At 36.6% G+C, this 25726-nt stretch carries 21 protein-coding genes; 6 read left to right on the top strand and 15 right to left on the bottom strand.

The features are described from left to right. Together HS1_RS13395 and lolA are read right to left on the bottom strand one after the other, a co-directional pair. Positions 1-597 (bottom strand): IS110 family transposase (locus HS1_RS13395; RefSeq protein WP_172793628.1); only part of this gene is annotated, 597 nt, incomplete at its 3' end. A 456-nt stretch (positions 598-1053) separates the two neighbouring features. Continuing rightward, a complete protein-coding gene (lolA, locus tag HS1_RS05805; RefSeq protein ID WP_066062216.1) occupies positions 1054-1707 on the bottom strand; it encodes an outer membrane lipoprotein periplasmic chaperone LolA in 654 nt (217 codons plus the stop codon). Between the two features lie 199 nt (positions 1708-1906). Here lolA and HS1_RS05800 point away from each other — a divergent pair, with 199 nt between their 5' ends. Genes HS1_RS05800 through HS1_RS05790 form a run of 3 tightly spaced genes read left to right on the top strand, consistent with a single transcriptional unit; the run spans position 1907 to position 6845 of the window. Further along, complete coding sequence (locus tag HS1_RS05800; protein ID WP_066062214.1) at positions 1907-3601, top strand: proline--tRNA ligase; 1695 nt, start codon at positions 1907-1909, stop codon at positions 3599-3601. Positions 3602-3603: 2 nt separating this feature from the next. Then, positions 3604-5724, top strand: coding sequence for a RelA/SpoT family protein (locus HS1_RS05795; protein ID WP_066062211.1), 2121 nt, complete (start codon positions 3604-3606; stop codon positions 5722-5724). Positions 5725-5729: 5 nt separating this feature from the next. Then, positions 5730-6845, top strand: a complete 1116-nt coding sequence (locus HS1_RS05790) for a DegT/DnrJ/EryC1/StrS family aminotransferase (protein ID WP_066062208.1) — start codon at positions 5730-5732, stop codon at positions 6843-6845. Here HS1_RS05790 and HS1_RS05785 read toward each other — a convergent pair whose 3' ends face one another. Together HS1_RS05785 and HS1_RS05780 are read right to left on the bottom strand one after the other, a co-directional pair. Next, positions 6846-7565, bottom strand: coding sequence for a hypothetical protein (locus tag HS1_RS05785; RefSeq protein ID WP_066062205.1), 720 nt, complete (start codon positions 7563-7565; stop codon positions 6846-6848). After that, positions 7537-8634 carry an HD domain-containing phosphohydrolase gene (locus tag HS1_RS05780; RefSeq protein ID WP_066062202.1) on the bottom strand — a complete coding sequence of 366 codons (1098 nt, stop codon included), beginning with the start codon at positions 8632-8634 and terminating at the stop codon, positions 7537-7539. The genes HS1_RS05785 and HS1_RS05780 overlap by 29 nt, the downstream gene beginning before the upstream one ends. Positions 8635-9267: 633 nt before the next feature. Between HS1_RS05780 and HS1_RS05775 the strand changes: the two genes are divergently transcribed. Further along, positions 9268-10719, top strand: a complete 1452-nt coding sequence (locus tag HS1_RS05775) for a CCA tRNA nucleotidyltransferase (RefSeq protein ID WP_172793657.1) — start codon at positions 9268-9270, stop codon at positions 10717-10719. Between the two features lie 165 nt (positions 10720-10884). Next, positions 10885-11289: a hypothetical protein gene (locus HS1_RS05770; protein ID WP_066062196.1), complete on the top strand. Its 405-nt coding sequence runs from the start codon at positions 10885-10887 to the stop codon at positions 11287-11289. Positions 11290-11556: 267 nt separating this feature from the next. Here the strand turns inward: HS1_RS05770 and alr are convergent, their stop codons facing one another. The 11 genes from alr to HS1_RS05715 form a co-directional block, all read right to left on the bottom strand. Continuing rightward, complete coding sequence (alr, locus tag HS1_RS05765; protein ID WP_066062193.1) at positions 11557-12666, bottom strand: alanine racemase; 1110 nt, start codon at positions 12664-12666, stop codon at positions 11557-11559. Positions 12667-12760: 94 nt separating this feature from the next. Beyond that, the gene (locus HS1_RS05760) at positions 12761-13546 is read right to left on the bottom strand and encodes a type III pantothenate kinase (protein ID WP_066062190.1); all 786 of its coding nucleotides are present in this window, start codon (positions 13544-13546) and stop codon (positions 12761-12763) included. A 1-nt stretch (position 13547) separates the two neighbouring features. After that, complete coding sequence (gene glmM / locus HS1_RS05755; RefSeq protein WP_066062187.1) at positions 13548-14906, bottom strand: phosphoglucosamine mutase; 1359 nt, start codon at positions 14904-14906, stop codon at positions 13548-13550. Further along, entirely contained in the window at positions 14899-15732 is an 834-nt protein-coding gene (folP, locus tag HS1_RS05750) for a dihydropteroate synthase (protein WP_066062184.1), read from the bottom strand. The genes glmM and folP overlap by 8 nt, the downstream gene beginning before the upstream one ends. Positions 15733-15738: 6 nt before the next feature. Further along, positions 15739-17532: an ATP-dependent zinc metalloprotease FtsH gene (ftsH, locus tag HS1_RS05745; RefSeq protein WP_066062182.1), complete on the bottom strand. Its 1794-nt coding sequence runs from the start codon at positions 17530-17532 to the stop codon at positions 15739-15741. Between the two features lie 265 nt (positions 17533-17797). Next, positions 17798-20254 carry an ATP-binding protein gene (locus HS1_RS05740; protein ID WP_066062179.1) on the bottom strand — a complete coding sequence of 819 codons (2457 nt, stop codon included), beginning with the start codon at positions 20252-20254 and terminating at the stop codon, positions 17798-17800. After that, entirely contained in the window at positions 20229-21314 is a 1086-nt protein-coding gene (locus HS1_RS05735; protein ID WP_066062176.1) for a metallophosphoesterase family protein, read from the bottom strand. Before HS1_RS05735 ends, HS1_RS05740 begins: the two co-directional genes overlap by 26 nt. A gap of 151 nt (positions 21315-21465) precedes the next feature. Continuing rightward, positions 21466-22404 carry an ABC transporter substrate-binding protein gene (locus tag HS1_RS05730; RefSeq protein ID WP_172793656.1) on the bottom strand — a complete coding sequence of 313 codons (939 nt, stop codon included), beginning with the start codon at positions 22402-22404 and terminating at the stop codon, positions 21466-21468. A 32-nt stretch (positions 22405-22436) separates the two neighbouring features. After that, positions 22437-23765, bottom strand: coding sequence for a ribosome biogenesis GTPase Der (gene der, locus HS1_RS05725; RefSeq protein WP_066062169.1), 1329 nt, complete (start codon positions 23763-23765; stop codon positions 22437-22439). Then, positions 23750-24184, bottom strand: coding sequence for an NUDIX hydrolase (locus tag HS1_RS05720; protein ID WP_066062167.1), 435 nt, complete (start codon positions 24182-24184; stop codon positions 23750-23752). Before HS1_RS05720 ends, der begins: the two co-directional genes overlap by 16 nt. After that, positions 24181-24798, bottom strand: coding sequence for a thermonuclease family protein (locus HS1_RS05715; RefSeq protein ID WP_066062163.1), 618 nt, complete (start codon positions 24796-24798; stop codon positions 24181-24183). The genes HS1_RS05720 and HS1_RS05715 overlap by 4 nt, the downstream gene beginning before the upstream one ends. 331 nt (positions 24799-25129) lie before the next feature. On the opposite strand from HS1_RS05715, the gene HS1_RS13390 reads away from it, so the two are divergent. After that, a partial coding sequence (locus HS1_RS13390; RefSeq protein ID WP_172793626.1) for an IS110 family transposase occupies positions 25130-25726 on the top strand: 597 nt, incomplete at its 3' end.

The following is a 25726-nucleotide window of genomic DNA, read 5'->3' as shown; positions in this document are numbered from 1 at the left end:
CTTATATCTCGAAAAATCAGGATACCTTACCAGAAGCCTCAACATCTTCTTGCTGTCTGTATCACCAATCTCTAATATCTCAGGAGATACTTCTAATAGCCTTTTTCGAAGCCTGTTTTGCAACCTTATCTTCTCATCTATCAGGGTTTGTTGATGCCGAGACAGAATCTTTAACTTTTCATTGATTTTTGTTGCCTTCTCTACCGCAATGAATGCCTTTTCATTTTCAGCGTCTAAATAATCTCTTAATTTCAGCATTTTTGCTAACATTTTTGCGTCCCTTTTATCGTTACGCCATTCTGCCCCAAATACATTCCGAAATTGTTTTAATTTTAAATTATCTACATTGTATAAGGTGAATCCGCTCTCTATAAGTATCCGATCAAATGGTGCTCCGTATCCATTCTTTCCTTCAATTGCAAATGATATTATCCCACCTTCTCTTTTCTCAATCTCTCTAAATTCTCTAACTGCCTTATAAAATTCACTGAATTTGTGTGCTATCTTCTGGTCATACAAAATCTGTTCTTCATCATCCATGATAATTATGTGATGATTATCACTGCCAATATCGATTCCTCCAGATAACCTTTTCACGCCTCACCCTCCTTTATGTTTGATATTTTATGGCTCTGCCAATACCTTTATCCCGTCTATAATAGCCACTTAAAGGCACCTTTCCATTAGACAGGGTATTGGCAGGAGAACATCCGGCAATTCAAACCGAGTCACAATAATTCAACATTATTGACTGACCCCGTTAGCCACAAATGTTCCCCTAGCCATTTATCATTTATATCACATAAAGAAGGCTTCTTAATTTCATTCCCTATTTTTTACTCTCACTTTTAATTATAGACCCCAATTCCACTACATTTGACTATTTCATTCCCTCACTATTTCACTACTCACTGATTTAATGTTTTAGCATTTAGACATTTGGATTCCATTTGGCATTTGGATTTTGAAATTTGGATTTTTTAGACCATATTTAAACGTTTGTTCTTTTTGTTAAATTACTTATGGCCTGACTTTGACGTAGCCCTGCCATGGCTAATACGGAAGGCGGATTTTTTCTACTCCTGGCGGTGGCTGAAAATTAAATAATGAATCTTTTAAAGCAGGATTAAGCGTAATTTTAGTAAAATTTAAGACATTAACATTTCCATATAAATCAGTTAATTGGATTTTCACTATCTGAAGTTCCTTTTTTTCAACCCATACAAAAATTTTTCCTAGCTGAGGCCTGGGTTCATGGGGAGTTAAGGTTAACTTAAAACAATCTTTTTCTTCTTCCCCATTTATATAAAAGAAATTTTTTACATTTTTAATATTCAAAAAAAGAGAAGAAATGAGATGTTTATCCAGATAGGCCTCTAACTTACCCACCATTACTTGTTTTGTCTTTTCATCATAAAACCAAATTTTTTCTCCATCACTTATTATGTGATAATCTTTAGGAGGTTTATAATCCCAGCGCATCTTCCCAGGTCTTTTAAGATACATAACACCTTGAAATTTTTTTTCTCTAGGGGGTCTGGCAGTAATGACCTTTGTCTTTTGGATAAAATCCATCTGGATAGTATTTAGAGAAGCACACTGTCTTTCTAACTTATCTATAAGTTCAGAGGTATTTAAGGCCCAAACAGGACTTAACCAGCAGGAGAAAATTAAACAAAAGAAAAGATTTTTTAAAAAAAAATTCACTTTCCTATCTCGTTTTCCCTAAATTTAGCAAAATTTTACTATATCAATGAATCAAATCATGTCAAGCCATTTTTCTTTTTAATAACCTTCCTGCCTGTCGGCAGACAGGTTTGCAAGAGTTTCATTTTTATAAGCACCTTCTATTTGCACCAGAGGCAGAGTAGTATATAAAAGAGTTAAAATAGAGGGAGGGTTTGTTATGTACTATTCTCGTTATTTTCTTCCTACTTTAAAAGAAACACCATCTGAGGCAGAGATAAATAGTCATAGGTTAATGCTCCGTGCAGGAATGATTCGCAAGTTGACTGCTGGGATTTATTCTTATTTACCCTTTGGTTTAACTGCCCTACGGAAAGTAGAAAATATTGTGAGGGAAGAAATGAATAGAGCAGGTGCACAGGAAGTGCTTTTGCCTACAGTGCAACCTGCCGAATTATGGCAGGCATCAGGACGTTGGGAAAGATATGGGAAAGAATTGTTGCGATTTAAAGACCGCCATGAACGTTTTTATTGTATGGGACCCACTCATGAAGAAGTGATTACTGATTTAGTGAGAAAAGAAGTGAGGTCTTATAGAGACCTTCCCTTAAATCTTTATCAGATTCAGACTAAATTTCGTGATGAAATCCGCCCCCGTTTTGGTCTGATGCGCAGTAGAGAATTTATCATGAAAGATGGTTACAGTTTTGACATAGATGATAGAAATGCCGAAAAAACCTATTGGCAAATGTATGATGTCTATAAAAACATCTTTACTCGCTGTGATCTTGATTTTAAAGTAGTAGAGGCAGAAACAGGCACTATTGGTGGAAGTTTTTCACATGAATTTATGGTGTTGGCAGAGGTAGGAGAAGATACTATTGTATTTTGCCAAAACTGTGATTATGCAGCTAATATTGAAAAGGCAGAAGTAGTAACTCCGGCTATTTCTCCATCTGAAAGGCCTAAATCCAGAAAGGAAATACACACACCCAATAAACATACGGTAGAAGAAATAACAGAGTTTCTCAATGTCTCCCCTCAAAAAATAGTCAAAACCATAATTTATTTAGCAGATGAAAAACCTGTGGCTGTCTTGGTTAGAGGTGATCATGATATTAATGAAATCAAACTTCAGCGTCTATTAGATTGTAAGACCCTAATTATGGCCCCACCAGGAATTGTAAAGAACCTGACAAAGGCCGAAGTAGGATTTGCCGGTCCTATAGGATTAAACATACCCATCATTGCTGATAATAGTTTGAAAAACATGGTCAATTTTGTCACCGGGGCCAATAAAACGGATTACCATTTTATCAATGTGAATTTAGATGATTTTAAAATTAGTCAGTTTGCTGATGTGCGATTTATTACTTCTGAAGACAGATGCCCTCGCTGTAGAGGCGAATTAGAATTTAAAAAAGGCATAGAAGTAGGACATATTTTTAAACTAGGCACAAAATATAGTGAGGCATTAAAGGCTACTTATTTAGATGCCCAAGGTAAAGAACAATTTATAATCATGGGTTGTTATGGAATTGGCATTGGACGCACCTTAGCTGCTATCATTGAACAACATCATGATGAAAATGGAATTATTTTCCCTTTATCTATTGCTCCTTTTCAGATTTATCTTTTAGCCATAGATACCAAAAATCAGAAGGTTCTAGAGACTGCTGAAAAATTATATGGACAACTTTCTTCTCATTGGCAAGTTTTTTATGATAATCGGGATGAACGGCCTGGAATTAAGTTCAAAGACGCAGATTTAATTGGAATACCTTTAAGGATTACCTTAGGTAGAGATTTAAAAAAGGAGAAAGTGGAAGTCAAAATAAGAAAAACAGGTGAAACTTTACTTATTCCCATAACTGAATTAAAATTAAATATTGAAAAAATAATGCAAACACTTTGATTATGATACGCATTGAGGACATTATAGATAGGGTTTTAAGTTATAATCCTAATGCAGATGTTTCTTTATTTAGAAAGGCTTATATTTATGCCGCTAAAGCTCATAAGGGACAACTGCGTCTTTCCGGTGAGCCTTACTTATCTCATCCTTTAAATGTGGCTTTTATTTTGGCCAAGATGCGTTTGGATGTAATTACTGTAGTCTGTGGGCTTTTGCATGACACAGTAGAAGATACCCTGGTAACCATTGAAGATATAAAAAATCAATTTGGGGAAGAAATTGCAGTTATTATTGATGGTTTAACCAAATTGAGCAAAATTTCCTTTTCCTCAAAGAGAAAACGCCATGCTGAAAATATACGAAAGATGATTTTGGCCATGGCTCAAGACATTCGTGTAATTTTGGTCAAGTTAGCAGATAGATTGCACAATATGCAAACCTTGGGTTATTTGCCTCCTGAAAAACAGAAATTAATTGCCAAAGAAACTTTGGAAATTTATGCCCCTCTGGCTGCCCGTTTAGGTATAGGATGGTTAAGAACAGAATTGGAAGATTTATCGCTTTATTATTCAGATACAAAGACCTATCAGCGTATTTCCCAAGGTATTGCCCGACGCAAAGAAGAAGAAAAAAGATATATTGGGGAAATCAAGACCATTCTTCAGAATAAATTAGAGGATTTAGGCATAAAAGGGCGTATAGAAGGCCGGACTAAGAGTATCTTTAGTATCTATCGGAAAATGAATAAACAACAAATTGACTTAAACCAAATTTATGACCTGGTAGCCTTTAGAATCATCGTTAACACTATTAAAGAATGTTATGAAACTTTAGGTATGGTGCATTCTCTTTGGAAACCTATTCCTGGGAGATTTAAAGATTATATTGCCATGCCTAAACCAAATATGTATCAAAGTTTGCACACTACAGTGATAGGACCTTATGGTGGTCGTATCGAGATCCAAATTCGCACAGAAGAAATGCATCGTCTGGCTGAAGAAGGTATTGCTGCCCATTGGCGTTATAAAGAAGGGAAAGAGGGGGATGAAGAAGAAGTCAGGCGTTTTGCTTGGTTAAGGCAAATTTTAGAATGGCAAAGGGAGTTAAAAGAACCCCGCGAGTTTTTGGAAGCAGTTAAAACAGACCTTTTCCCGGAAGAAGTCTATGTGTTTACTCCTAAAGGAGATGTTAAGGCCTTGCCTGCTGGTTCTACAGCTATAGATTTTGCTTATAGCATCCATTCAGAGATAGGACACCATTGTGCTGCGGTAAAGGTAAATGGTCGTCTAGTGCCATTACGCTACAAGCTAAATACTGGAGATGTGGTGGAAGTTACTACTTCACCCAAACAACATCCCAGCAAAGATTGGCTTAAATTTGTTAAAACCCCAAGGGCTCGGACGCGCATTAAACACTATTTACGTAACCTAGAGCGAGAACAAGGATTTTCTTTGGGAAAAGAATTATGTGAAAAGGAATTCAAAAAATACGGATTGGATTTCCCCAAAATCTTCAACAGCCCTGAGTTTACTAAGATAGCCAAAAAACTTTCTTTCAAAACCACAGAAGATCTTATTTTAGCCGTAGGTTATGGAAAGCTATCTGTGAAACAAATTATCCGCCGCCTTCTTCCTCCCCTTGAAGAAAAAAAAGAAAAACAAGTTATTTCCCAAAAAACACCTTCCTCTGATATTAAGGTAAAGGGGGTAGAAGGTGTTTTGGTCAAAATAGCTCGCTGTTGCTGTCCACTGCCTGGTGATGAGATTGTAGGTTATATTACTAAAGGTCATGGAATTACTGTTCATCATGCTAATTGTAGGAATCTTTTGAGTGCCGACCCCAACAGATTAGTGGAAGTAACTTGGGGAGAAAGAACCAATCAGGTTTATCCTGTTAAAATAGAGATAAAATGTAGTGACAAAGTAGGGCTTTTAGCAGAAATAAGTGGGGCAGTGGCCAAGGTAAAGGCCAATATCATTGCTTCTAAGACAAAGACTACCTCAGACCACCGTGCTTTTTTTTCATTTGTAGTAGAAGTAAAGGACAGGGAGCAATTCCAAGCGGTGATAAATGCTATTCGCTCTATTGATGCAGTAGAAAAAATAAAACGTCAGAGTATATAAAAGGCATGAATATTCCTTTATTAGACCTCAAAATACAATATCAGAGTATAAAATCAGAAATCAAACAGGCACTGGATAAAGTATTAGAAAGTCAGCATTTTATTCTCAATGGACATGTTGAGACATTAGAGAAAAAAATTGCACATTATTGCGGTTGTGATTATGCTATAGGTGTCTCTTCAGGTAGTGATGCCCTGCTGGTGTCATTAATGGCTATTGATATTCAACCAGGTGATGAAGTTATCACTGTTCCTTACACTTTCTTTGCCACGGTTGGTTCGATAGTTCGTTTGGGTGCAAAACCCGTATTTGTGGATATTGAGTTAGATACGTTTAATATAGATGTAAATCAAATTGAAGAAAAAATTACCCCCCGTACTAAGGCCGTCATTCCTGTTCATCTCTTTGGCCAATGTTGTGAAATGCAAGCTATTATTGATATAGCTAGAAAATATAATCTGAAAATTATTGAAGACGCCGCTCAGGCCATAGGAGCAGAATATAAGCAAAAAAAAACAGGGAGTTTGGGTGACATAGGTTGCTTTTCCTTTTTCCCCTCCAAAAATTTAGGTGGTTATGGTGATGGTGGCATGGTAGTGACAAAAGTGAAACCTATTTATGAAAAGATAAAAATGCTTAGAGTACATGGTGCCTCTTCTAAATATTATCATAAACTTATTGGAGGTAATTTTCGTTTAGATGAATTACAGGCAGCCATCCTTTTGGTAAAATTTAAATATCTAGATGCATGGAATAAAAAAAGGGCAGAGTGTGCACAACGTTATTATCAATTATTTTCTGAGACTGGTCTTTTAGATTTCATAATCCCTCCTAAAATTAAACAGAGCAATCATGTTTTTCATCAGTATGTGGTCCGTGTTCAAAAAAGAGACCAACTCTTAAAATATCTAAAGACTCAAGGTATTGGTTGTGCGATTTACTATCCTCTACCATTGCATTTGCAGGAGTCTCTTTCTTCTTTAGGCTACAAAAGAGGAGATTTCCCTCAAACTGAACGAGCATCTAAAGAGACGCTAGCCCTTCCCATGTATCCCGAGTTAACTATCAAACAACAAGAATATATAGTCAAAAAAATAAGAGATTTTTATAACCAAGTTTAATTATGCTCTTCTTTGGGCAACACAGCGGCAGGGAATTCTTTCTTCTTCGGCGTTTATAAAGAAATTTTTCTTTACTATTAAAGTCATTACATCATTATAGAAGTTATTTTGGGAGATAAAATTTTTTAAAAAATTAAGCTCTTGCAAGTTAAATTTGTCTTGGCATTTTTTTAAGATGCCTTTTACACAATCATCGCTTAGTTTGCAATAAGAGATGGAAGGACTTTCCCCTTCAGCACACACCTCAAGTGTTTGGGGGTCCAATTTTTTGACTTCTTTTTGGATGACCTTAATAAAATTATTGAGTTTTTCTTCAGAAATACAAAAGTCCTTCGCCCTCTGGATCTGCTTTTTTATTGCTTCAGCTTGGACTTGGACTTCAATATTCTTTATCTCTATCCTTCCTTTTATAATCTCATAAATAAAGGGACTATCAATTTTGTCTCGCCACTTTTTTATCAAAAATCTTTCGTTACCATTGGTAGCTTCAAAATAGCATGTCTTTATGGGTTCTGTGTAAGGTTTCTCACTTATAGGAGGAGTTATAGGAATCAACTCTTCTATTTTATGCCCTTTGTGTCTTCGCAAAAACTCTTTTTTATCATCTACTTCTATCTCCTTAACTTTTCCATTATCATATGTGTATTGGGGGCAAGAATCCCATTCTGTGATATTCATTACTTCATTGCAGTTAATGCATCTGATTAATTTCCCTATCATTTTTTTTAATCTCCTCTATAAATACCTCAACCAATTCCTCATCAAACTGAGAGCCAGCACATTTCTTGATTTCCAGCAGTGCCTCATTTTTACTTAACGGAGATTTGTAAGGCCTGCCTATTGTTAGAGCATCATAGGCATCAGCAATAGCTATAATGCGGGCAAAAAGAGGTATATTTTTGCCTGACAATCCTTCAGGGTAACCTTTTCCATCAAACCTCTCGTGATGATATTTAATCCCTTCAATCACCTCAGAAGAAAGCCCTAGTGGACTTATAATTTTTATCCCTTTTATAGGGTGTTCTCGCACAATGGCCCATTCATTTTCATCTAATGGGCCGTCTTTGGAAATGTAAATGTCACTGATACCTATCTTTCCTATATCATGGAGATAGGCGCTAATTTGAAGCTTTTCTTTTTCATCAGGAGAAAGTCCAAGGCCCTCAGCAATTAATGAAGAGTAATGACAAACCCTTTCTGAATGACCTACGGTATAAGGGTCTTTACTTTCTAACGTAGTAGCAAGCACTCTTACAAATTCTAAATAATTTTCTCTTCTGAAAAAATAATAACAAGATTCATTTAATTGATTTAAAAAATGAGTTATTTGTTCATAAATTTCTGAATGAGATTTGGTATCTCTTTTCGTTTTTTCCAAAACATTCTTTATCTCGCCACTTACATATCTTCTTCCAATACATTTTTTAACCACAGAAAGAATATCTGACACATTAAAGGGTTTAAGAATGTAATCAAATACTTTGTATTTTATGGCCTCTACTGCAGACTGTAATGTTCCATAACCCGTAATGATTATAACCTCAATAGTAGGATCAAAGTTTTTTATATGCTTAAGGACTTCCTCTCCTGGCATACCCGGCATCCTGAGATCCAGAGTAACTAAGTCAATGGGGTTTTTTTTAATCGCCTCCAAGGCAGATATACCGTCTTTTGCCGTGTAAACCTCATAGTATGGTTTTAGAATCATCCTCAGAGATTCTCTAGGCCCTAATTCATCATCTACTATTAAAATCCTTGGTTTTTCAGTGAAAAACTGTTTTTGTTCCATAATGAAAAATTTTTATGCAATTTTTGTGCCTAATAAGGAATAAGTAGGCTCATCTTAATCTTTAGTTTGATATTTTCTATAAATTTTAGTAAAAGGCATTTTTTGAAAAAAGCACAATTATGTGCAATAGAGTTCAATCTTGTTTATAAAATTATTTCGCTGTGCTCCTCCCCGCCTGTCCCCGCCTGCCTGCGGGCAGGCCCGCCTGCCGTCGGGCAGGGGCAGACAGGCCTGCCTGTCGGCAGACAGGCTTGACAGAAAAATACTCCCTTAAAAAACTTCTTTTTTCTTTCAATAGTCAACCTTTTGACAAATTTTTGTGATTATAGTAAGGTATTTTTGATGCTTCTAGCTATAGAATAAGAGAAAAAAGGAGCTAAGAGTAATAACTGAGGGAGTCAAAATTGGCTGAAAAAGTGGGTCAATTTTAAACGGGAATTAACAAGAAAATTATAATCAAGTTTATTGCCACTCATTATTATATTTAGCTTGTTTTTTTCTGGATCCGACCATGCAAAATTAAATTATATGAAGGACATAACTAAAACTCAAAGCGAGGCAAGGGAATAATTATTTTATTTGTTGATCCAAAGGGAACTGAACATACAAGCGGGTATCGAAAAATTGATGGATATGCACAATTATCTAAAGAAAACAGAAAGGTTAGGAAATCAAATTTTTTCTCCAGAAATTCAAGGATATTGGGAAGCACTTAAATCGGTAGCATTGGCTCAAGAAACAAAAGAAATTTATTTGGTGGGAGGAGTGTTGCGAGACTTATTGTTAGACCGTCCCATACAGGACTTTGATATTGCAGTAAAAGGTGAAGCCAGAACTATAGCCAGCCTTTTTGCCCATAAAATCAAGGGACATTTTGTAGTGCTGGATGAGGCCTGGGAGACATACAGGGTGATTAAGGGAAAATGTATATTTGATTTCAATCCCTTTCGGGGACCAGATATTCTTTCTGACCTTATAGAAAGGGATTTTACGGTTAATACCTTGGCCCTAAACATTTTTTATCCTAAAACAGTGTTAGACCCATTTTTAGGCAGATTGGATATTCAAAAAAAGCTCTTGCGGATGGTAAGCCATAAAGTCTTTTGGAAAGATGCCTTACGGATATTAAGGGGACTCAGATTGGCAGCAGAGTTAGACTTTAAATTAGAGGATGAAACCCGCCGGCTCATGAAACGTTATGCCCCATGGTTAAAAAAAATCCCTGCTGAGCGTATCTATCAAGAAATTAAAAGGCTTTTCCTCACCCCTAGGGCTATTAACCAGGTCAGGGAGATGGGAAATCTGGGTATATTTAAGGCCATCTTGCCTGAGATAGAGAAATTAAGAGGGGTTACCCAGGATGGTTATCATCACCTGGATGTGTATAGTCATTCTTTACTTACTTTTGAGGAAATAGAAAAACTTATAAATTATCCTTCCGGAATATTGTCTGATTTTAAAAAAGACATAGTTAGCTATGTTAAACAGCCTTTTCATCGCTTCTGCCTTAAATGGGCTGCTCTTTGCCATGACTTAGGCAAACCTTCCTGCCGTGCCCAAGGAGAGGGAAGGATCACCTTTTATGGACATAATAAAAAAGGGGCGTCTCTTTTTACTTCTATTGCCAATCGCTTACGTTTCCCTCATAAAGAAGCTGAATTGATTACCTTTTTCATTCTCCAACACATGTGGCCCTTTCATTTGGTTTCTCTTTACTTAAAAGAAGAACTCACCCTCAGGGCCATATATAGACTCATCAGAAAGGCAGAGCCCCACACCATAGGCCTTTTTCTATTGGCCATGGCTGATAATCTTGCTGCCCAAGGTTCAGAAAAAACCCCATATTATAACCAGCAGTTTTGTACTCTTTTTAAAAAGATTATGGAAATAAGGGCTCAATATCTTCAGTTTAAGCAAAGGCCTCGTTTAGTCACCGGTAATGATATTCTGGAATGGTTTAATTTAAAACCAGGCCCCATAATTGGGGAATTACTAAAAGAAATAGAAGAGGCACAACTTGTAGAAAAAATAAAGACCAAAAAAGATGCCCACCTTTGGTTAGAGCAATACTTAAAAAAACAATGATTTATGGAGTGTGTAACTACTTTAATATTGGATATACCGCCAAAATAGTAGTATATCTGTAATGCAGATGTGAATAAGATAAGGAGACATCGCTGCGCCAGTTAACTGAAATTGAATACACGTGGAAAATATTTATGAGATGGAGAACTATCAGAATGGATTAGAATGGAGACAAAGATATTTCTATATGCTCTTGGAATATGGTTTATACTTGTTGTTGCAGCTATCTTGAATGGGGCGTTTAGAGAATCGTTTATTACATCTAAGGTGGGCGAACAGGTGGGACACGTTATCAGCACAGTTATCTTCATCTGTGTTATTCTGGTGGTGACCTATTTGTTTCTCAGTAATTTGAAAATCAACTACACCAAAACTGATTTGCTTTTGATTGGGGCACTTTGGCTGATACTAACCATTTTGTTTGAATTTGTCTTCGGCCACTATGTTATGGGTCATTCATGGAACAGGTTATTCGCAGATTACAATATTCTTAAAGGGAGAGTGTGGAGTTTTGTGCTGCTAACCACTTTCATTGCTCCGTTATTAATTGGCTCCATTTTGCAAAAATAGGTATGGAATTTATGAAAGTCAAAAGAGGTAGATGTTCAATATGGCCACACCATAAAATGCTTCTGAAAAAGGAAATAAAATATGTTTTGGGATAATGAATATGAAAGCAATGAACGTATTTGGGGAGAAAGACCAAGTGAGTTAGTTGTTGCCGCTTTCATGGATATTGATAGGAGAATATGCGGACACTTCACATAATACAGCATAAAAACTTCGTGCCTTACGGCACCCACCCAAATTTTGCCTTCGTCAAAACTTCGTAAAGCATTAACCCTTAAATCTTCTAGGATTACTTCTGCCAAAACGGCATAACACGTCGTAACTAATGGTATTAGCCTTTTGGGCAATTTCTTCAGCCGTAATTTGCTCTCTTCCTTGTTTTCCTAAAATTACTACCTCTTCTCCGATTTCTATTCCATCTATATGGGTTACATCTACCATAGTAAGATGCATACAAATAGTTCCAATGATAGGGGCTTTTTTGCCTTTTATAATTACCTCTCCTTTGTTAGAAAGCTGCCGAAAGAGCCCTTGGTCATAACCTACAGGCAATACCGCCACTTTTGTTTTTTGGGTAGTAACAAAGGTATGTCCATAACTCACTCCTATCTTAGGAGGAATAGATTTTAAATAAAGGATTCTTGTTTTAAAACTCATTGCTGGTTGAAGGTTTATTTTCTTTTTAAGCAAAGGTATAGGGTATATTCCATAAATACTTAAACCAGGTCTCACTATTTGAAATAAGCTCTCTTTATATTGAAGTGAGGCCATACTGTTGGCAATATGGTTATAAGGTAAGTTTATACCTGCCTTTTGAGCCTCATCTAAAACAGTTTTAAACCGATTTATCTGTTTTTCTGTAAAGGTTTTATCTGTCTCGGCAACAGCCAGATGAGAAGTAAGACCTTGAATTTTGAGACCTGGTAAGGCTGAAACTTTCTTAAGAAAGAGAGGAGCTTCTTTATAAAACACTCCCAATCTTCCCATTCCGGTATCAATTTTTATAAATACAGCTATATTAGTATTATTCTTTTGTGCGATTTCAGAAAGCATAGAGGCTATTTTGTACTCATAAATAATGGGAGTTAATCCATAAGTAAAAACGGGGTCTATCTCTGCTTCTGACACACCAAGAAGGATCACAATAGGCATTTTTATCCCGGCTTTTCTGAGTTTAATGCCTTCTTCTATATAGCTTACAGCTAAAAAATCAGCTCCTACTTCTTCTAATTTTCTAGCCACCGGTACCAGCCCATGACCATAGGCATTGGCTTTAACCACAGGCATGGTTTTGACATTTTTCCCTATTATTTTTTTTATTTCTTTCAGATTGTTACCAATGGCCTTTAAATTTATCTCTAACCATCCTGCTTGCATGGATAATGGGTATATATAATTTGTTTGTTTGTCAATGAGGTAGCTTATTAAGCTCTATCTTAAAATGGGTTAATTGGTTGGCCTATTTACCAATTTAAACTAATTCAGTGCGAGGATTGTTTTTTTCATAAAGGATGCGTAAACCTTCTAATATTAGGTATTCTTCAATTTTATCAATACCTCTTACCTCGGTGGCTATTAGAGGAGCAAACCCTCCTGTAGCAATCACCATAGGTCTTTCTGATATTTCTTGTTTTATTCGCTGAATAAGCCCTTCGGTTAAAGCAGCATAACCATAAATTAATCCCGCATTCATGGCTTCAATGGTATTTCGGTTTATTACTTGGGGTGGTTTAATAAACATTTCTATCTTAGGTAACTTAGAGGCACGAAAAAATAGTGCTTCTGCTGCAATTTGAATTCCGGGAACAATAATACCTCCTTTATATTCACCTTTGCCGGAAATATATTCAAAGGTAATAGCCGTGCCAAAGTCAATGATGATTAAAGAACAATGATATTTTTCATAAGCAGCAACTGCATTAGCAATTCTATCTGCTCCTAATTCTTTGGGATTATCATAATGAAGCGAAAGTCCTGTCTTTATTCCTGGGCTAATTATAAAAGGTTTGGTATGAAAATATAGTTTGCTTAAAAGAATTAGAGCATTTAGAACAGGTGGCACCACACAAGAAATAGCTATATGATTGATTTCTTGGAACTTATAATTATGAAGTTCGCAAAGGGATTTAATCTTTATAGCCAATTCATCAGCAGTAAAATCATGCTGGGTGCGAATACGCCATACTGCTTTTAATATACCATCGCTAAATAATCCCAGGACAGTGTGAAGATTACCAATATCTAAGGCTAATAGCATTTTAAACACCCATATGTTTTTGAATCACTTCTGCCAGGTGGTTAGCTAATTCCTCTACCAAATGACCATCTTTACCTTCTACCATCACCCTGGCTACTGGTTCTGTGCCTGAATAACGTAGCACTATCCTCCCTTGCTCAGCTAATGTTTTTTGAGCCTTGTTTACAGCCTCAGTTATTGCCGGATTTTTTTCAAAAGGGTGTTTTTCCTTTATCTTTATATTTATCATTTTTTGAGGTAATGGTTTCATAATGGAACACAGCTGGGAAAGTGGTTTATCTTCCATTAGCATGATGGCAATTACTTGCAAGGCAGTGAGAATGCCGTCTCCAGTAGTATGGTGGTGTAAAAAAATGACATGGCCAGAAGGTTCACCACCAATAGTGCTACCACTAGCACATAATGCTTCAGTGACATATCTGTCACCTACCGGGGTGCGAATCAATCTAATACCATGTTGTTTTAAAAAAAGCTCTAAACCAAAATTAGACATAACCGTGCCCACAATGGTATCATGTTTGAGTTTCCCTTGCTTTTTAAGATAATTTCCACAAATGGCTAAAATTTTATCTCCATCCACAATATTACCTTTTTCATCTACTAATATTACTCTATCTCCGTCTCCATCTAAGGCCAATCCTAGGTCTGCTCCTGTCTCTTTTACCTTTTTTGCCACTCCCTCAGGATAAAGGGCACCACACTCCTTATTGATATTAGTGCCATCTGGGGCTACTCCCATGAGAGTCAATTTAGCCCCCAATTCCGAAAAAACCATAGGAGCTACTTTATAACCTGCGCCATGAGCACAATCCAAGACCATTTTCAATCCATCAAATAACATTCCTTTGGGTAAGGTATTTTTTAAAAATACAATATATCGGCCAATGGCATCTTCTATTCTAAATGCCTTTCCAATCTCTGTGGCTGTGGGCCGGATAGTATCTATATAGTTATTTTTAGCCAAAACCAGTTTTTCTATCTCTATCTCCATTTCGTCAGGCAATTTAAATCCATTTCTGGCAAAAAATTTAATCCCATTGTCGTCATAAGGGTTATGAGAGGCAGAAATTACCACCCCCGCATCAGCCCGCATGTTAGTGGTAAGGAAGGCAATACCAGGAGTAGGTAAGGGGCCAATCAAAAATACATCTACACCCATACTGCAAATACCTGCACTTAAAGCAGTCTCAATCATATACCCAGAAAGTCTGGTGTCTTTTCCGATTATTACTTTATGGCGGTGGGAGTGTTTTTTTATCACATAGGCTAAAGCCCGCCCCACCTGCATTACTACCTCAGTACTCATAGGCCAAACATTGGCTTTCCCCCTAATGCCGTCGGTGCCAAAGAGCTTAGCCATCTGCTGCCTCCATAATAGCCTTCACCATGTTTATCACTTGTTTTGCTTCTTTTACTGCGTGTGTCCTGATAATATCTACACCTAACCAAGTGGCTACAGCCACTACCCCTAAGGTGCCTACATCCCTTTTTTTAGGTTCTTTGATTTGTAAAACCTGACCAATAAATGCCTTTCTGGATGGTCCTAAGAGGAGTGGTTTGCCCAACGGTTTGAAAAAAGAAATATTTTTAATTAAACACAAATTATCTTTCATTTGTTTGCCAAAACCAATACCAGGGTCAATGGCAATTTGTTGTTCAGAAATACCACTTTTTAGAGCAAAATCAATTCTTTCTTCAAAAAATTGATAGACCTCCTTAAGCACATCTTCATAATAGGGATTAACTTGCATATTCCTGGGAGTTCCCTTCATATGCATCAAAACTACAGGCACCTTGTAATCGGCAATGACCTTGCTCATTTCATTATCAAAGCGTAATGCACTAATATCATTGACAATTTTTGCCCCAGCTTCTAAAGCTGCTTGGGCTACTTTTGCCTTATAAGTATCTATGGAAATGGGAATTTTAAGCTCATTTGCTACGGCTTTTATAACTGGTGTCACCCTCCGCAGTTCTTCTTTTAAGGAAACAGGTTCTGAAAAGGGTCGAGTGGATTCTCCACCAATATCAATAATATCTGCCCCTTGCTCCTCTAACCTTTTGGCCTGGGTAATAGCCTTATCTACCTCAAAATAAAGACCTCCGTTAGAAAAAGAATCAGGAGTTACATTGAGAATCCCCATTACCAGAGGGTGTGTTTTCCCCACCTCATTCCAGCTTTGCATGCGATATCAGTTAGTTCCTTCAGCTATCAACTTATCTAAAGTAGCTCCATCTACAGTTTCCTTTTCTAGAAGAAGCTGGGCTAATTTATGAAGCAGATTTATATGTTTTTTAAGTAAATTTTTCACCCCTTCATATGTCTGAGTGATAATAAGAGCTATTTGTTCATCGATCTTCTTTGCTGTTTCTTCACTATAATCCCTTGCTTGAATAATCTCCTTCCCTAAAAAAACATGTTCCTCTCGCCGGCCAAAAGCAAGGGGTCCAATTTCCTCACTCATTCCCCAGTTACATACCATTTTTCTGGCCAATTCAGTAGCTTGTGCCAAGTCATTTCCTGCGCCTGTGGTGAAATCATTAAATACTAATTCTTCAGCTGCCCGACCGCCCAGCAACACAGCTAACCTATTCATCAGATACTTTTTGGAATAAGTATGTTTCTCATCCAGAGGGAGTTGTTGAGTAATTCCCAACGCCTGACCCCGAGGGACAATACTTACTTTATGAACAGGGTCACTGTTTGGAGAAAGCTTGGCCACCAGAGCATGCCCTGCTTCATGGTAAGCAGTAAGTTTCTTTTCTTCTTCACTGATTACCATACTTCGCCGTTCTTTCCCCATCAATATTTTGTCTTTTGCCTCTTCAAAATCCTCCATTTCTATTTTTTGTTTACCTTTACTAGCTGCCAGTAAGGCCGCTTCATTGACCAAATTGGCTAGGTCTGCTCCCGCAAATCCTGGGGTGCCTTTAGCAATAGTACTTAAATCCACATCAGGTGCTAAAGGTGTTTTTTTGGTGTGGACTTTTAATATCTCTTCTCTCCCCCTGATATCAGGCATGGGCACTACCACCTGTCTATCAAAGCGACCTGCACGTAATAAAGCAGGGTCTAATACATCAGGCCTGTTAGTGGCAGCAATTAAAATTACACCCTCACTGGCATCAAACCCATCCATTTCTACCAACAGTTGGTTTAAAGTCTGCTCTCTCTCATCATGGCCTCCGCCTAGACCTGCACCGCGGTAACGTCCTACGGCATCAAGCTCATCAATAAAGATAATACAAGGAGCGTTTCTCTTGGCCTGTTGAAATAAATCCCTTACCCGAGATGCTCCCACACCAACAAACATTTCCACAAAATCAGAACCACTGATGCTAAAAAATGGGACATTCGCTTCACCAGAAATAGCTTTAGCCAATAAGGTTTTTCCTGTGCCTGGAGCACCTACTAACAATACTCCTTTGGGAATTTTACCTCCTAATTTAGTAAACTTCTGAGGATTCCTTAAAAATTCCACAATTTCCTGTAATTCCTCTTTGGCCTCATCAATGCCAGCTACATCCTTAAAAGTGACCTTTTTTATATGCTCATTTGCTAATTTCGCTCGGCTTCGCCCAAAGGAGAAGGCCTTTCCTCCACCTACCTGCACCTGACGCATAAAAAATATCCACACTGCAATTAATAAAACCATAGGAAACCAGGATACAAGAAGAGTCATATACCATGGAGTATCTTCTTTAGGTTCAACGCGAATTTTCACTCCCTGTTTTCGTAATAATGGAATCAATTGATTATCCTGAGGCACATAGGTTTGGAAAGACTCATTAGTAATTAATACCCCTTTAATTTCATTTCCCTTCATAATTACACTTATCACTTCTCCACTTTGAACTTTGTCCAAAAAATCACTATAAGGAATACTCTGTTGTTTTATTTGGGGCCGGTTGAATAGATTAAACATCAAAATCATAATGAGCATAACAATCAGCCACATTCCTAAATTTTTGTATGTTGGTTTCATTTTTCTACACTTTACCTAAAAAGGAGGACCGGATATTTGCTTTGCCCCACCGGTCTCGGGACATATTTCTAATTACAGATTAACAATTAAAATGATAAAGGTCAAGTTTCCCTAAAAATCCGCAATTGATTTTTTATTCTAACGTGGCCACCTTTTAGGTAAAGCTATGTTTTTAAAAAATTTGCTTTATTTTATATATTTGACCGTTTTCTTAAAGTTATTACGGATTTGGGGTGTTTAGTGGTTCTAAACCTTTATTTTCAGCTTAATTGTTTAAATCTAATGTAATTATGTTTATTCCTTTTCTCATAGCTTCTTTCAACCAAGATTCTTTAGTAGCTAAGATAATTTGGCAATGTTTTGCCAATTGGTCTAATAAATGAAGAAGGCGTTTGGTGCGTTCTTTATCACAGGTTAAAAAGGGGTCATCTAATAATAAGAAAAAACCTTTAGGCATGATGGCTTGAGCCATAGCCAAACGGACAGCAAAATAAAGCTGGTCTCTTGTTCCACTACTTAATTGCTCCACACTCAATTTCTGTTTATTTTTTAAGGCATAAATATTTTCTTTTTCTAAAACAACCCCCTTCCATCTATTATCAGTAACAAAGGCAAACCAATTTGAAGCCCTTTTAAAAATTTCAACCAGGCTTTCTCCTGCCCTAGCCTCAATATCCAAAAGTATCTGATATACCCCCAGCCATTGCTTTCTTTCTGTTTCTAGCTCTTTTAATTTTGTTTTTACTAAATAAAGCCGATTTAAAACACCGGCCTCAGGAAGAGATAAATTCTGTCTTATAGTCTCTATCCTTCCCATCAATTGGTTAATTTCGTTAGAAACAGCCTTTAATTTAGATTGGAGCTCTTCTATCCTTTTTTTAATCTCAAATTCATTTTCCAGATTTTCTGGAAGGTGTTGTAAAATAGCCAATTCTCTGGTTAAGGTAGCTAGTTCTAATTGGGGGTCTTTAATTTCACTAGTTTCTATGGCTTTTGTTAAAGTTATCTTTTGGGCTATTAATTTCTTCTTTTCTTCTAATTTAGACAAATAAATACTAATGCCCTCTACTCCTGCTTTAGCTAAAATAGAGTTTATTTCTTTTTTGATTTGCTCAGAGCTATTTTCAATTTCTTCTTTTTCTCTTTTAATTTTAGCTATTTTTTCATCTAGCCTTTCTATAGCTTGATTTATCTCAGCAAGAATTTCTTTTTTCTGCTTTAATATTTGTTCATTTTCCTTTATAGCTTGGTGTATCTCTGTTTTTTCTTTTAATCTTATTTCATAGGTAACTAAATCTTTTACTCTCGCTTCTTGACAAAACTTAAAACAGTTTGTTTCACACTGAGCTATCTCCTTTTTTATCTCCTCCAATTGAGCCTGTTTTTCTTTTTGTTGAGCATCCATGGCATTTATTTGGCTCAACTTATTATTTGACTCTAATTCCAACTGCCTGATGATTTTTTTTCCTTTAAACCATTGGTATCCCCAAAAACCTGTTCCCAGGAGACAAAGTAAGCCTAGAAAAATACTAGGGACAAACCAAAAACTCAAGATAAAAGAAAACAGGCCCAGACCAAGACCTGCCATACAGAAATAAAATAACTTTTTTATTTGGACTGATTTAGAAATAATTTTATCCTTGGCTGCCTCTATATCTTTTTGAATTGTAAAATAAGCATTTTGGACATCCCTTAACTCTTGGGCAATTTTTTCTTTATTTTCATTTAGAAATTTCTTTCTCTCGCTCACTTTTTTTATCTCTTCTAAGGTTTGAACATTGAAATGGGCATATTGCCCTGCTCTGATTTTTTGTTTTTCTAAATTTAGAGTGATTTGAGCAATTTCTTCTTTTAATCCTGTCTTTTTTTGCTGTATTTCTTGTAATTCTAGAATTAATTCTTTCAATCTGTTTTTTTTCTCTTGCATTTTTTGATTTAAACTAGCTTGCCTTACTTGAAATTCCTTTAATCTTTCTCCATCTTCTTCACTAAAAGCAGAAAGCACTTTTAATTTTTCTTCCAGTCTTTCTCTTTCTCTAAAGTATTCTTTCAATGCCTGACATCTTTTATAACGCTCTAACAAAGTGCGTTTTTTTAAGATTTGTTGCAAAAGAGCATTTTTCTCTTCCCATCGGGACAATGCCTGCTTTAACTGCCTTTCTTCTGCCTCTAATGTCCTTTTGTTATGTTCCATAGTCCTAATTTCTATATAAAGTTTCCTTTCATGCTCTAGCTGGTCTCTCTCTTCTTTTAGTCCTTTTATTCTTTCATTAATTAGACCTGTTTTTAAAATACGCTGATTCAAAACCTGTAAATCTTTCCCAATCAATTCCTTAATTTCTGATTTGGCTTGTTCCAGGAGGTCTAAATTCAATAATTTTGCCTTTAGATGGGTTAAAAATCGTTTAGGCTCTTTAAAATCTAACTCTGCTGTGTGGACAAAATAAATATTTTCAAACAAATCCACACCCATATTTAAAAAAAATGGGAGACCATCATTTATAATAATCTCTTTTCCCTCTGATAGAACCAGGGTTATTTCTATCTTGTTTTTTAGTTTTTTTCGGCCCTTTTTCCCAAATAAACTCCATTTTATACCTTCTAACAGACTGGTTTTTCCTGCCTCATTAGGGCCATAAATGAGATTTAGGCCAGGTGTAAACTGAAACTCCTGGCCTTTGAACGTTATAAAATCATCAAACTTTATTTTTTTTATCCACATTCTCACAGTGTTTTAAAAGGCTAATACCACGGTAAAGAACCTGCCACCAAAATTCCTTTTCTGGACTTTGCCTTACTCTATGCTGTACCGCCTCTTTAAACTGTTTTGCCAAACGATTTTCTTCAATCCAACCCAGGTCTACAGTCTCATCTTGCCAGCTAACCTCTATTGCTCTTTCCTTTAAAAAGGCCCCTGCTTTTAACTGAAATGCTTGAAAAAGGAGTTTGTCTGCTACTCCCTTTATGGTAAGGCGTAAAAAACAAGGTCCCAAATCTTGAGCCAGCTCTTCTATCTTTGGCCAAAGGGCATGAATATCCTCTTTAGGAATTTGAATATCCTGGCATAAATATGGCCTTTGGTATCCGATTTCAATAGGATACACCCTCAATCCATGGTCATATTGAATAATGAATACCTGCCGCGGACCAATTTCTTTAAAAGAAAGGGGTTCTATACTGCCAGGATAAACACATTGCGTTTTTCCTACTTGCCATTGTTTAGGATTGTGGTAATGCCCTAAAGCTAAATAATCCAGGTTTAAATCCCTAATGTCCTCGGGACTTAGAGGGCAATGGATGGCCTGACTATCTCCTAAATCAGAAAATACCTCAGGTAGAGTGATATAACTGGCATGACAGACACCTATTTGACACTCTGCCCCGCTATCCTGTTTTAAGCCTACTAAATCCTGACCGCTAAGTTCGGGTTTAAAAGGGAAAAAATGTAACGCTATTTTATCTAAATTGACCACAGTATATTTATAGAAAACATTCACACCTGGTAACTCTAAATCAGTTAGGGCATTTCCTTGTCTCAAATCGTGATTACCTGGGATGATAAAAATCTGTATGCCCTGATTGGCCAGTTTGTTTAAAGAAATAACAAATTTTTTCTTTAACACTGCTTCTGCCTGGCCATTGTCAAATACATCACCAGCAATGAGCAAAATATGAATGTTTTCTTTTAAGGCTATTTCAATTATCTTTTCCCATTGATGCCAGATATCTCCCTCTTTTCCTGTTCGCCCTAAATGGAGGTCAGCTGTATGCAGAATTCGCATATTTCAAATTTAACAAACCCATTCTCATCTGGCAAGGAAAGACAAAATCTGCGACCTCCTTTGGGATAAAATTCCAGCCCGCCGCCCGTCAGGCAGGCAGGTTTTCTTTTAAAGTTATTCCGGATCTGGAGTAGGAACAAAAAGGGAATGTTTAACTTTCTTGGTTCAAGGGCTTCAATTTGAATTTTAAAATTTTTGTTTTTTTAAGTTGTTTTTTTACCCCTTTACGGTCTAAAATAGGAGATGCTGTAATTGCCTTTATGGCTGCATAAGCAGTGGTAGCTATCCAATTAGGGGTGACATAATAATGGGTTAAAAATTGCCTATTAAAATCTTCTTGCAATTTAGGAAGTAAAGTAGGTGTGAGTATGAGTATTTTTTTACTTGTCCCTTGGGCAATTTTTTTAAATTCTGGGTCTAAAAAATAAAAAGGACTTAAAAAATAAGGGTCAAGGCCGGTGTCTTTGATTTGGGAAATAATAAATGCCCCTGTAACCGGAGTAGTAATACACACAATGGCTTTGGGTTTCTTTCTCTTCAAAGTAGGCAATATAGAAGAAATGTCATAGCTATTTAAGGAATAACTAAATTCAGGTTTAATATGGACTGTTTCTCTTAAATATTGACTTAGTGCTTCTGACCAAGGAGTATTTTCCCAAAAAATTGCCCAACTAAAATAATTTTTATTTAAAAATAGAGCCATCTCTTTTGCCTGGTCTTCTGTTTTTAAAATAGGCACCATCCAGCCATCAGACTGAGGAAATTCCTGAAAGCAACCAGGGCTAATTATAGGAATATGGTTTTTTTTAATAAGAGAAAGTATACTTTCTAAACAACTACACTTTAAAGGGCCAATAACGGCCAAAATCTGTTTATCATTGATTAAACCTTCAAAAATCTGTTTTGTTTTAGTGATATCACCTTGATTGTCAAACACTACTAACTGCAGCGCTCTATTCTTTTCCTTTAATCCCAATGTTACTGCCTGTTTGCAGGCCTCACCCCATGGAGCAAGAGGACCACTTAAAGGGATTACTAAGGCTAATTTGTTCTCTGGAGGAATTTTTTCTTTACACCCTAACCCAATCACACAAATTAAAAAAAATATCACAATATATATTTTCAGCTTCTTCTCCTTTCCCTAAATAGTAATTTCAAAGGAATGTATTTAAAACCCAATTGGTGTAATTGATTTACTAAAAAACGCTTGTAATTTTCAGGTATTGCTTGAGGATAATTGGTAAAGATTACAAAAGTAGGGGGCTTGATATCTACCTGAGTAATATAATATAATTTTATAGGCCGATTTTGATAAAGAGGTGGTTGATACTTACCCCAGATTTCCTCCACGAAGCGATTGAGCTGACCAGTAGATATTCGCAAAGTATATTCTTGATAAAGTGTATTCAACATTGCAAAAATCTGTTTCAATCCCTCACCTTTTAAGGCAGAAACAGTGATCACTGGCAAAAAAGAGGCAAATCTTAACCTTTGTCTAATATTTTCTATGTATTCCCTTTTAAATTTAGATGTAGTAGGCATGAGGTCCCATTTGTTGACTACAATTAGAATACATTTCCCACATGCTATAGCATAGTTGATAATCTTTATATCTTGGTCAGTTATCCCCTCAGGGGCCTCTAGCAATAATAAAGTGATGTCTGTATGTTTAATAGCCTTTAAGGCCCTTTTTACACTATACCTTTCCAATCGGGTTTTAATACGAGTTTTACGCCTTAATCCAGCAGTATCCATAAATAAATAGGTTTTATCATCATATTTTAAAATGGTGTCAATAGTGTCTCTAGTAGTTCCTGGGATATCGCTTACTACGCTACGTTCATCCCCTACTAACCGATTAAACAAAGACGACTTACCTACATTGGGACGGCCCACTAGAGCCACTTTGATTGCCATAGAAGGGATTTTTTCTTCTTTTGTCTCTTCTGCTGAAACAAGCGTTAAGGCTTCCTCTATTAATTCATATATCCCATGTCCATGTATGGCTGAAATAGGCCAAATCTTCTCCACACCCAAGGCATAAAATTCAGATAAATCCTGTAACTGTTTTTCCCCATCTACTTTATTTACTGCACATAATACCGGTTTTTGGGTTTTTCTCAAATACTTCATAATTTCCACATCTATAGGGGTTAGCCCTGTCCTAACATCTGTCATAAAAATAATCACATCTGCTTCAACAATTGCTTTTTGGCATTGAATAATCACTTGTGGCAAAATAGGTGTTGCTTCATCTGGAGGTAAAAAGCCCCCAGTATCAATAATAGTTAGGGTTTTACCTTCCCACTCCATTTCTCCATAAAGTCTATCCCTAGTCACTCCAGGAGTGGCATCTACAATGGCCTTACGCTTTTTTATTAAACGATTAAATAGGGAAGATTTACCTACATTAGGACGACCCACTAAAGCAATAGTTATCTTTTTTGCCATAATAAATAAGCCTTTTTAATTACCTTTTTTAATTCTGCATTAATGTTTAAGTCATCTAATGTTTCTATTGGCTGCCATTGCACCGCTAAGGCATCAGATTGAGGTTGGGCCTTTCCTTTTAAAAAATGGCACAAAAAATCTATGATTACATAATGATACCTTATCTTACCTGCATTATCAGGAAAGATACGTTCTACCACCTCTACTAAACCTTCCTTAGAGATTTTAATCCCTGTCTCTTCTTCTACTTCCCGCACTATTGCTTCCTCTAAAGTTTCCCCTACTTTTACTAACCCCCCAGGGATGTTCCACTCTCCTTCTCCAGGGGGATTTTTCCGTTTAATAAGCAACACCTTATCTTCTAAAAATACTATCCCACCCACTCCCACCAATGGTTGTTCTGGATATTTTCTCTTCATGGCCTACATTTACGACAAGGACTATAACCCTGATAAAAGGCATCCCATTTTCTGTTAAAAATTATGCGGTAGGCAGGTGAGATGCGCTTTCCATACTTGCAATAAGGACGATGAAATTTGTGTGAACGGCGATTGCCTATATAATAATCACAACTCTCTTTAAGAAGTATTTGCCAAATATTCTTTTTGGCCTGCATAGCTTCCTGCTGGGCAGCTAATAATTTTTTGGCATATCTCAAATGTGGTTTTAAGAAAAGCACATGGGCATAGCCTGCCTTGACCATCTCTAAATTGATAAATGTCCCATCTTTTAAGAACACATATCCCAAAAGACGCCCATAACGGTCATAGGGTTCAATATCTGTTTCTATCCGCACCTGTTTACCTTTAACCAAATGGATATTATAATGGAGTGCTTCTTTTCCAAAAGGCTCTCCTGGCTTTTGTTCATGAGCAATTTCTGGGGCATTTATTCCAAGGTATCTCACTTTTTGTCCATTATCTAATACAATGCTATCTCCATCTATTACCCAACGCACATAATGCCATTGGGCATCACAGGCAGAACATAGGATTAATACAAAAAAAATGGCCAGGCGTAGGTATTTTAACATAATAGCTAGCTTAACTTAGTTTAAATAGGGATTCAAGCCTGCCCCTTGATCTCAAAAGAAAGGAAGGGGTCTATAATTAAAAGTGAGAGTAAAAAATAGGGAATGAAATTAAGAAGCCTTCTTTATGTGATATAAATGATAAATGGGTAGGGGAACATTTGTGGCTAACGGGGTCAGTCAATAATGTTGAATTATTGTGACTCGGTTTGAATTGCCGGATGTTCTCCTGCCAATACCCTGTCTAATGGAAAGGTGCCTTTAAGTGGCTATTATAGACGGGATAAAGGTATTGGCAGAGCCATAAAATATCAAACATAAAGGAGGGTGAGGCGTGAAAAGGTTATCTGGAGGAATCGATATTGGCAGTGATAATCATCACATAATTATCATGGATGATGAAGAACAGATTTTGTATGACCAGAAGATAGCACACAAATTCAGTGAATTTTATAAGGCAGTTAGAGAATTTAGAGAGATTGAGAAAAGAGAAGGTGGGATAATATCATTTGCAATTGAAGGAAAGAATGGATACGGAGCACCATTTGATCGGATACTTATAGAGAGCGGATTCACCTTATACAATGTAGATAATTTAAAATTAAAACAATTTCGGAATGTATTTGGGGCAGAATGGCGTAACGATAAAAGGGACGCAAAAATGTTAGCAAAAATGCTGAAATTAAGAGATTATTTAGACGCTGAAAATGAAAAGGCATTCATTGCGGTAGAGAAGGCAACAAAAATCAATGAAAAGTTAAAGATTCTGTCTCGGCATCAACAAACCCTGATAGATGAGAAGATAAGGTTGCAAAACAGGCTTCGAAAAAGGCTATTAGAAGTATGTCCTGAGATATTAGAGATTGGTGATACAGACAGCAAGAAGATGTTGAGGCTTCTGGTAAGGTATCCTGATTTTTCGAGATATAAG

The sequence above is a fragment of the Candidatus Desulfofervidus auxilii genome (assembly GCF_001577525.1).
Classification (GTDB): domain Bacteria; phylum Desulfobacterota; class Desulfofervidia; order Desulfofervidales; family Desulfofervidaceae; genus Desulfofervidus; species Desulfofervidus auxilii.
The sequence above is the reverse complement of the archived record's forward strand: the minus strand, read 5'-3'. Positions and strand labels throughout refer to the sequence as shown.

Excerpts from the sequence above, each read along its gene's own strand:
- HS1_RS05800 (WP_066062214.1), top strand. The coding sequence starts at position 1,907 with ATGTACTATTCTCGTTATTTTCTTCCTACTTTAAAAGAAACACCATCT.
- HS1_RS05795 (WP_066062211.1), top strand. The coding sequence starts at position 3,604 with ATGATACGCATTGAGGACATTATAGATAGGGTTTTAAGTTATAATCCT.
- HS1_RS05790 (WP_066062208.1), top strand. The coding sequence starts at position 5,730 with ATGAATATTCCTTTATTAGACCTCAAAATACAATATCAGAGTATAAAA.
- HS1_RS05785 (WP_066062205.1), bottom strand. The coding sequence starts at position 7,565 with ATGATAGGGAAATTAATCAGATGCATTAACTGCAATGAAGTAATGAAT.
- HS1_RS05780 (WP_066062202.1), bottom strand. The coding sequence starts at position 8,634 with ATGGAACAAAAACAGTTTTTCACTGAAAAACCAAGGATTTTAATAGTA.
- HS1_RS05775 (WP_172793657.1), top strand. The coding sequence starts at position 9,268 with ATGCACAATTATCTAAAGAAAACAGAAAGGTTAGGAAATCAAATTTTT.
- HS1_RS05770 (WP_066062196.1), top strand. The coding sequence starts at position 10,885 with ATGGAGACAAAGATATTTCTATATGCTCTTGGAATATGGTTTATACTT.
- alr (WP_066062193.1), bottom strand. The coding sequence starts at position 12,666 with ATGCAAGCAGGATGGTTAGAGATAAATTTAAAGGCCATTGGTAACAAT.
- HS1_RS05760 (WP_066062190.1), bottom strand. The coding sequence starts at position 13,546 with ATGCTATTAGCCTTAGATATTGGTAATCTTCACACTGTCCTGGGATTA.
- glmM (WP_066062187.1), bottom strand. The coding sequence starts at position 14,906 with ATGGCTAAGCTCTTTGGCACCGACGGCATTAGGGGGAAAGCCAATGTT.
- folP (WP_066062184.1), bottom strand. The coding sequence starts at position 15,732 with ATGCAAAGCTGGAATGAGGTGGGGAAAACACACCCTCTGGTAATGGGG.
- ftsH (WP_066062182.1), bottom strand. The coding sequence starts at position 17,532 with ATGAAACCAACATACAAAAATTTAGGAATGTGGCTGATTGTTATGCTC.
- HS1_RS05740 (WP_066062179.1), bottom strand. The coding sequence starts at position 20,254 with ATGTGGATAAAAAAAATAAAGTTTGATGATTTTATAACGTTCAAAGGC.
- HS1_RS05735 (WP_066062176.1), bottom strand. The coding sequence starts at position 21,314 with ATGCGAATTCTGCATACAGCTGACCTCCATTTAGGGCGAACAGGAAAA.
- der (WP_066062169.1), bottom strand. The coding sequence starts at position 23,765 with ATGGCAAAAAAGATAACTATTGCTTTAGTGGGTCGTCCTAATGTAGGT.
- HS1_RS05720 (WP_066062167.1), bottom strand. The coding sequence starts at position 24,184 with ATGAAGAGAAAATATCCAGAACAACCATTGGTGGGAGTGGGTGGGATA.
- HS1_RS05715 (WP_066062163.1), bottom strand. The coding sequence starts at position 24,798 with ATGTTAAAATACCTACGCCTGGCCATTTTTTTTGTATTAATCCTATGT.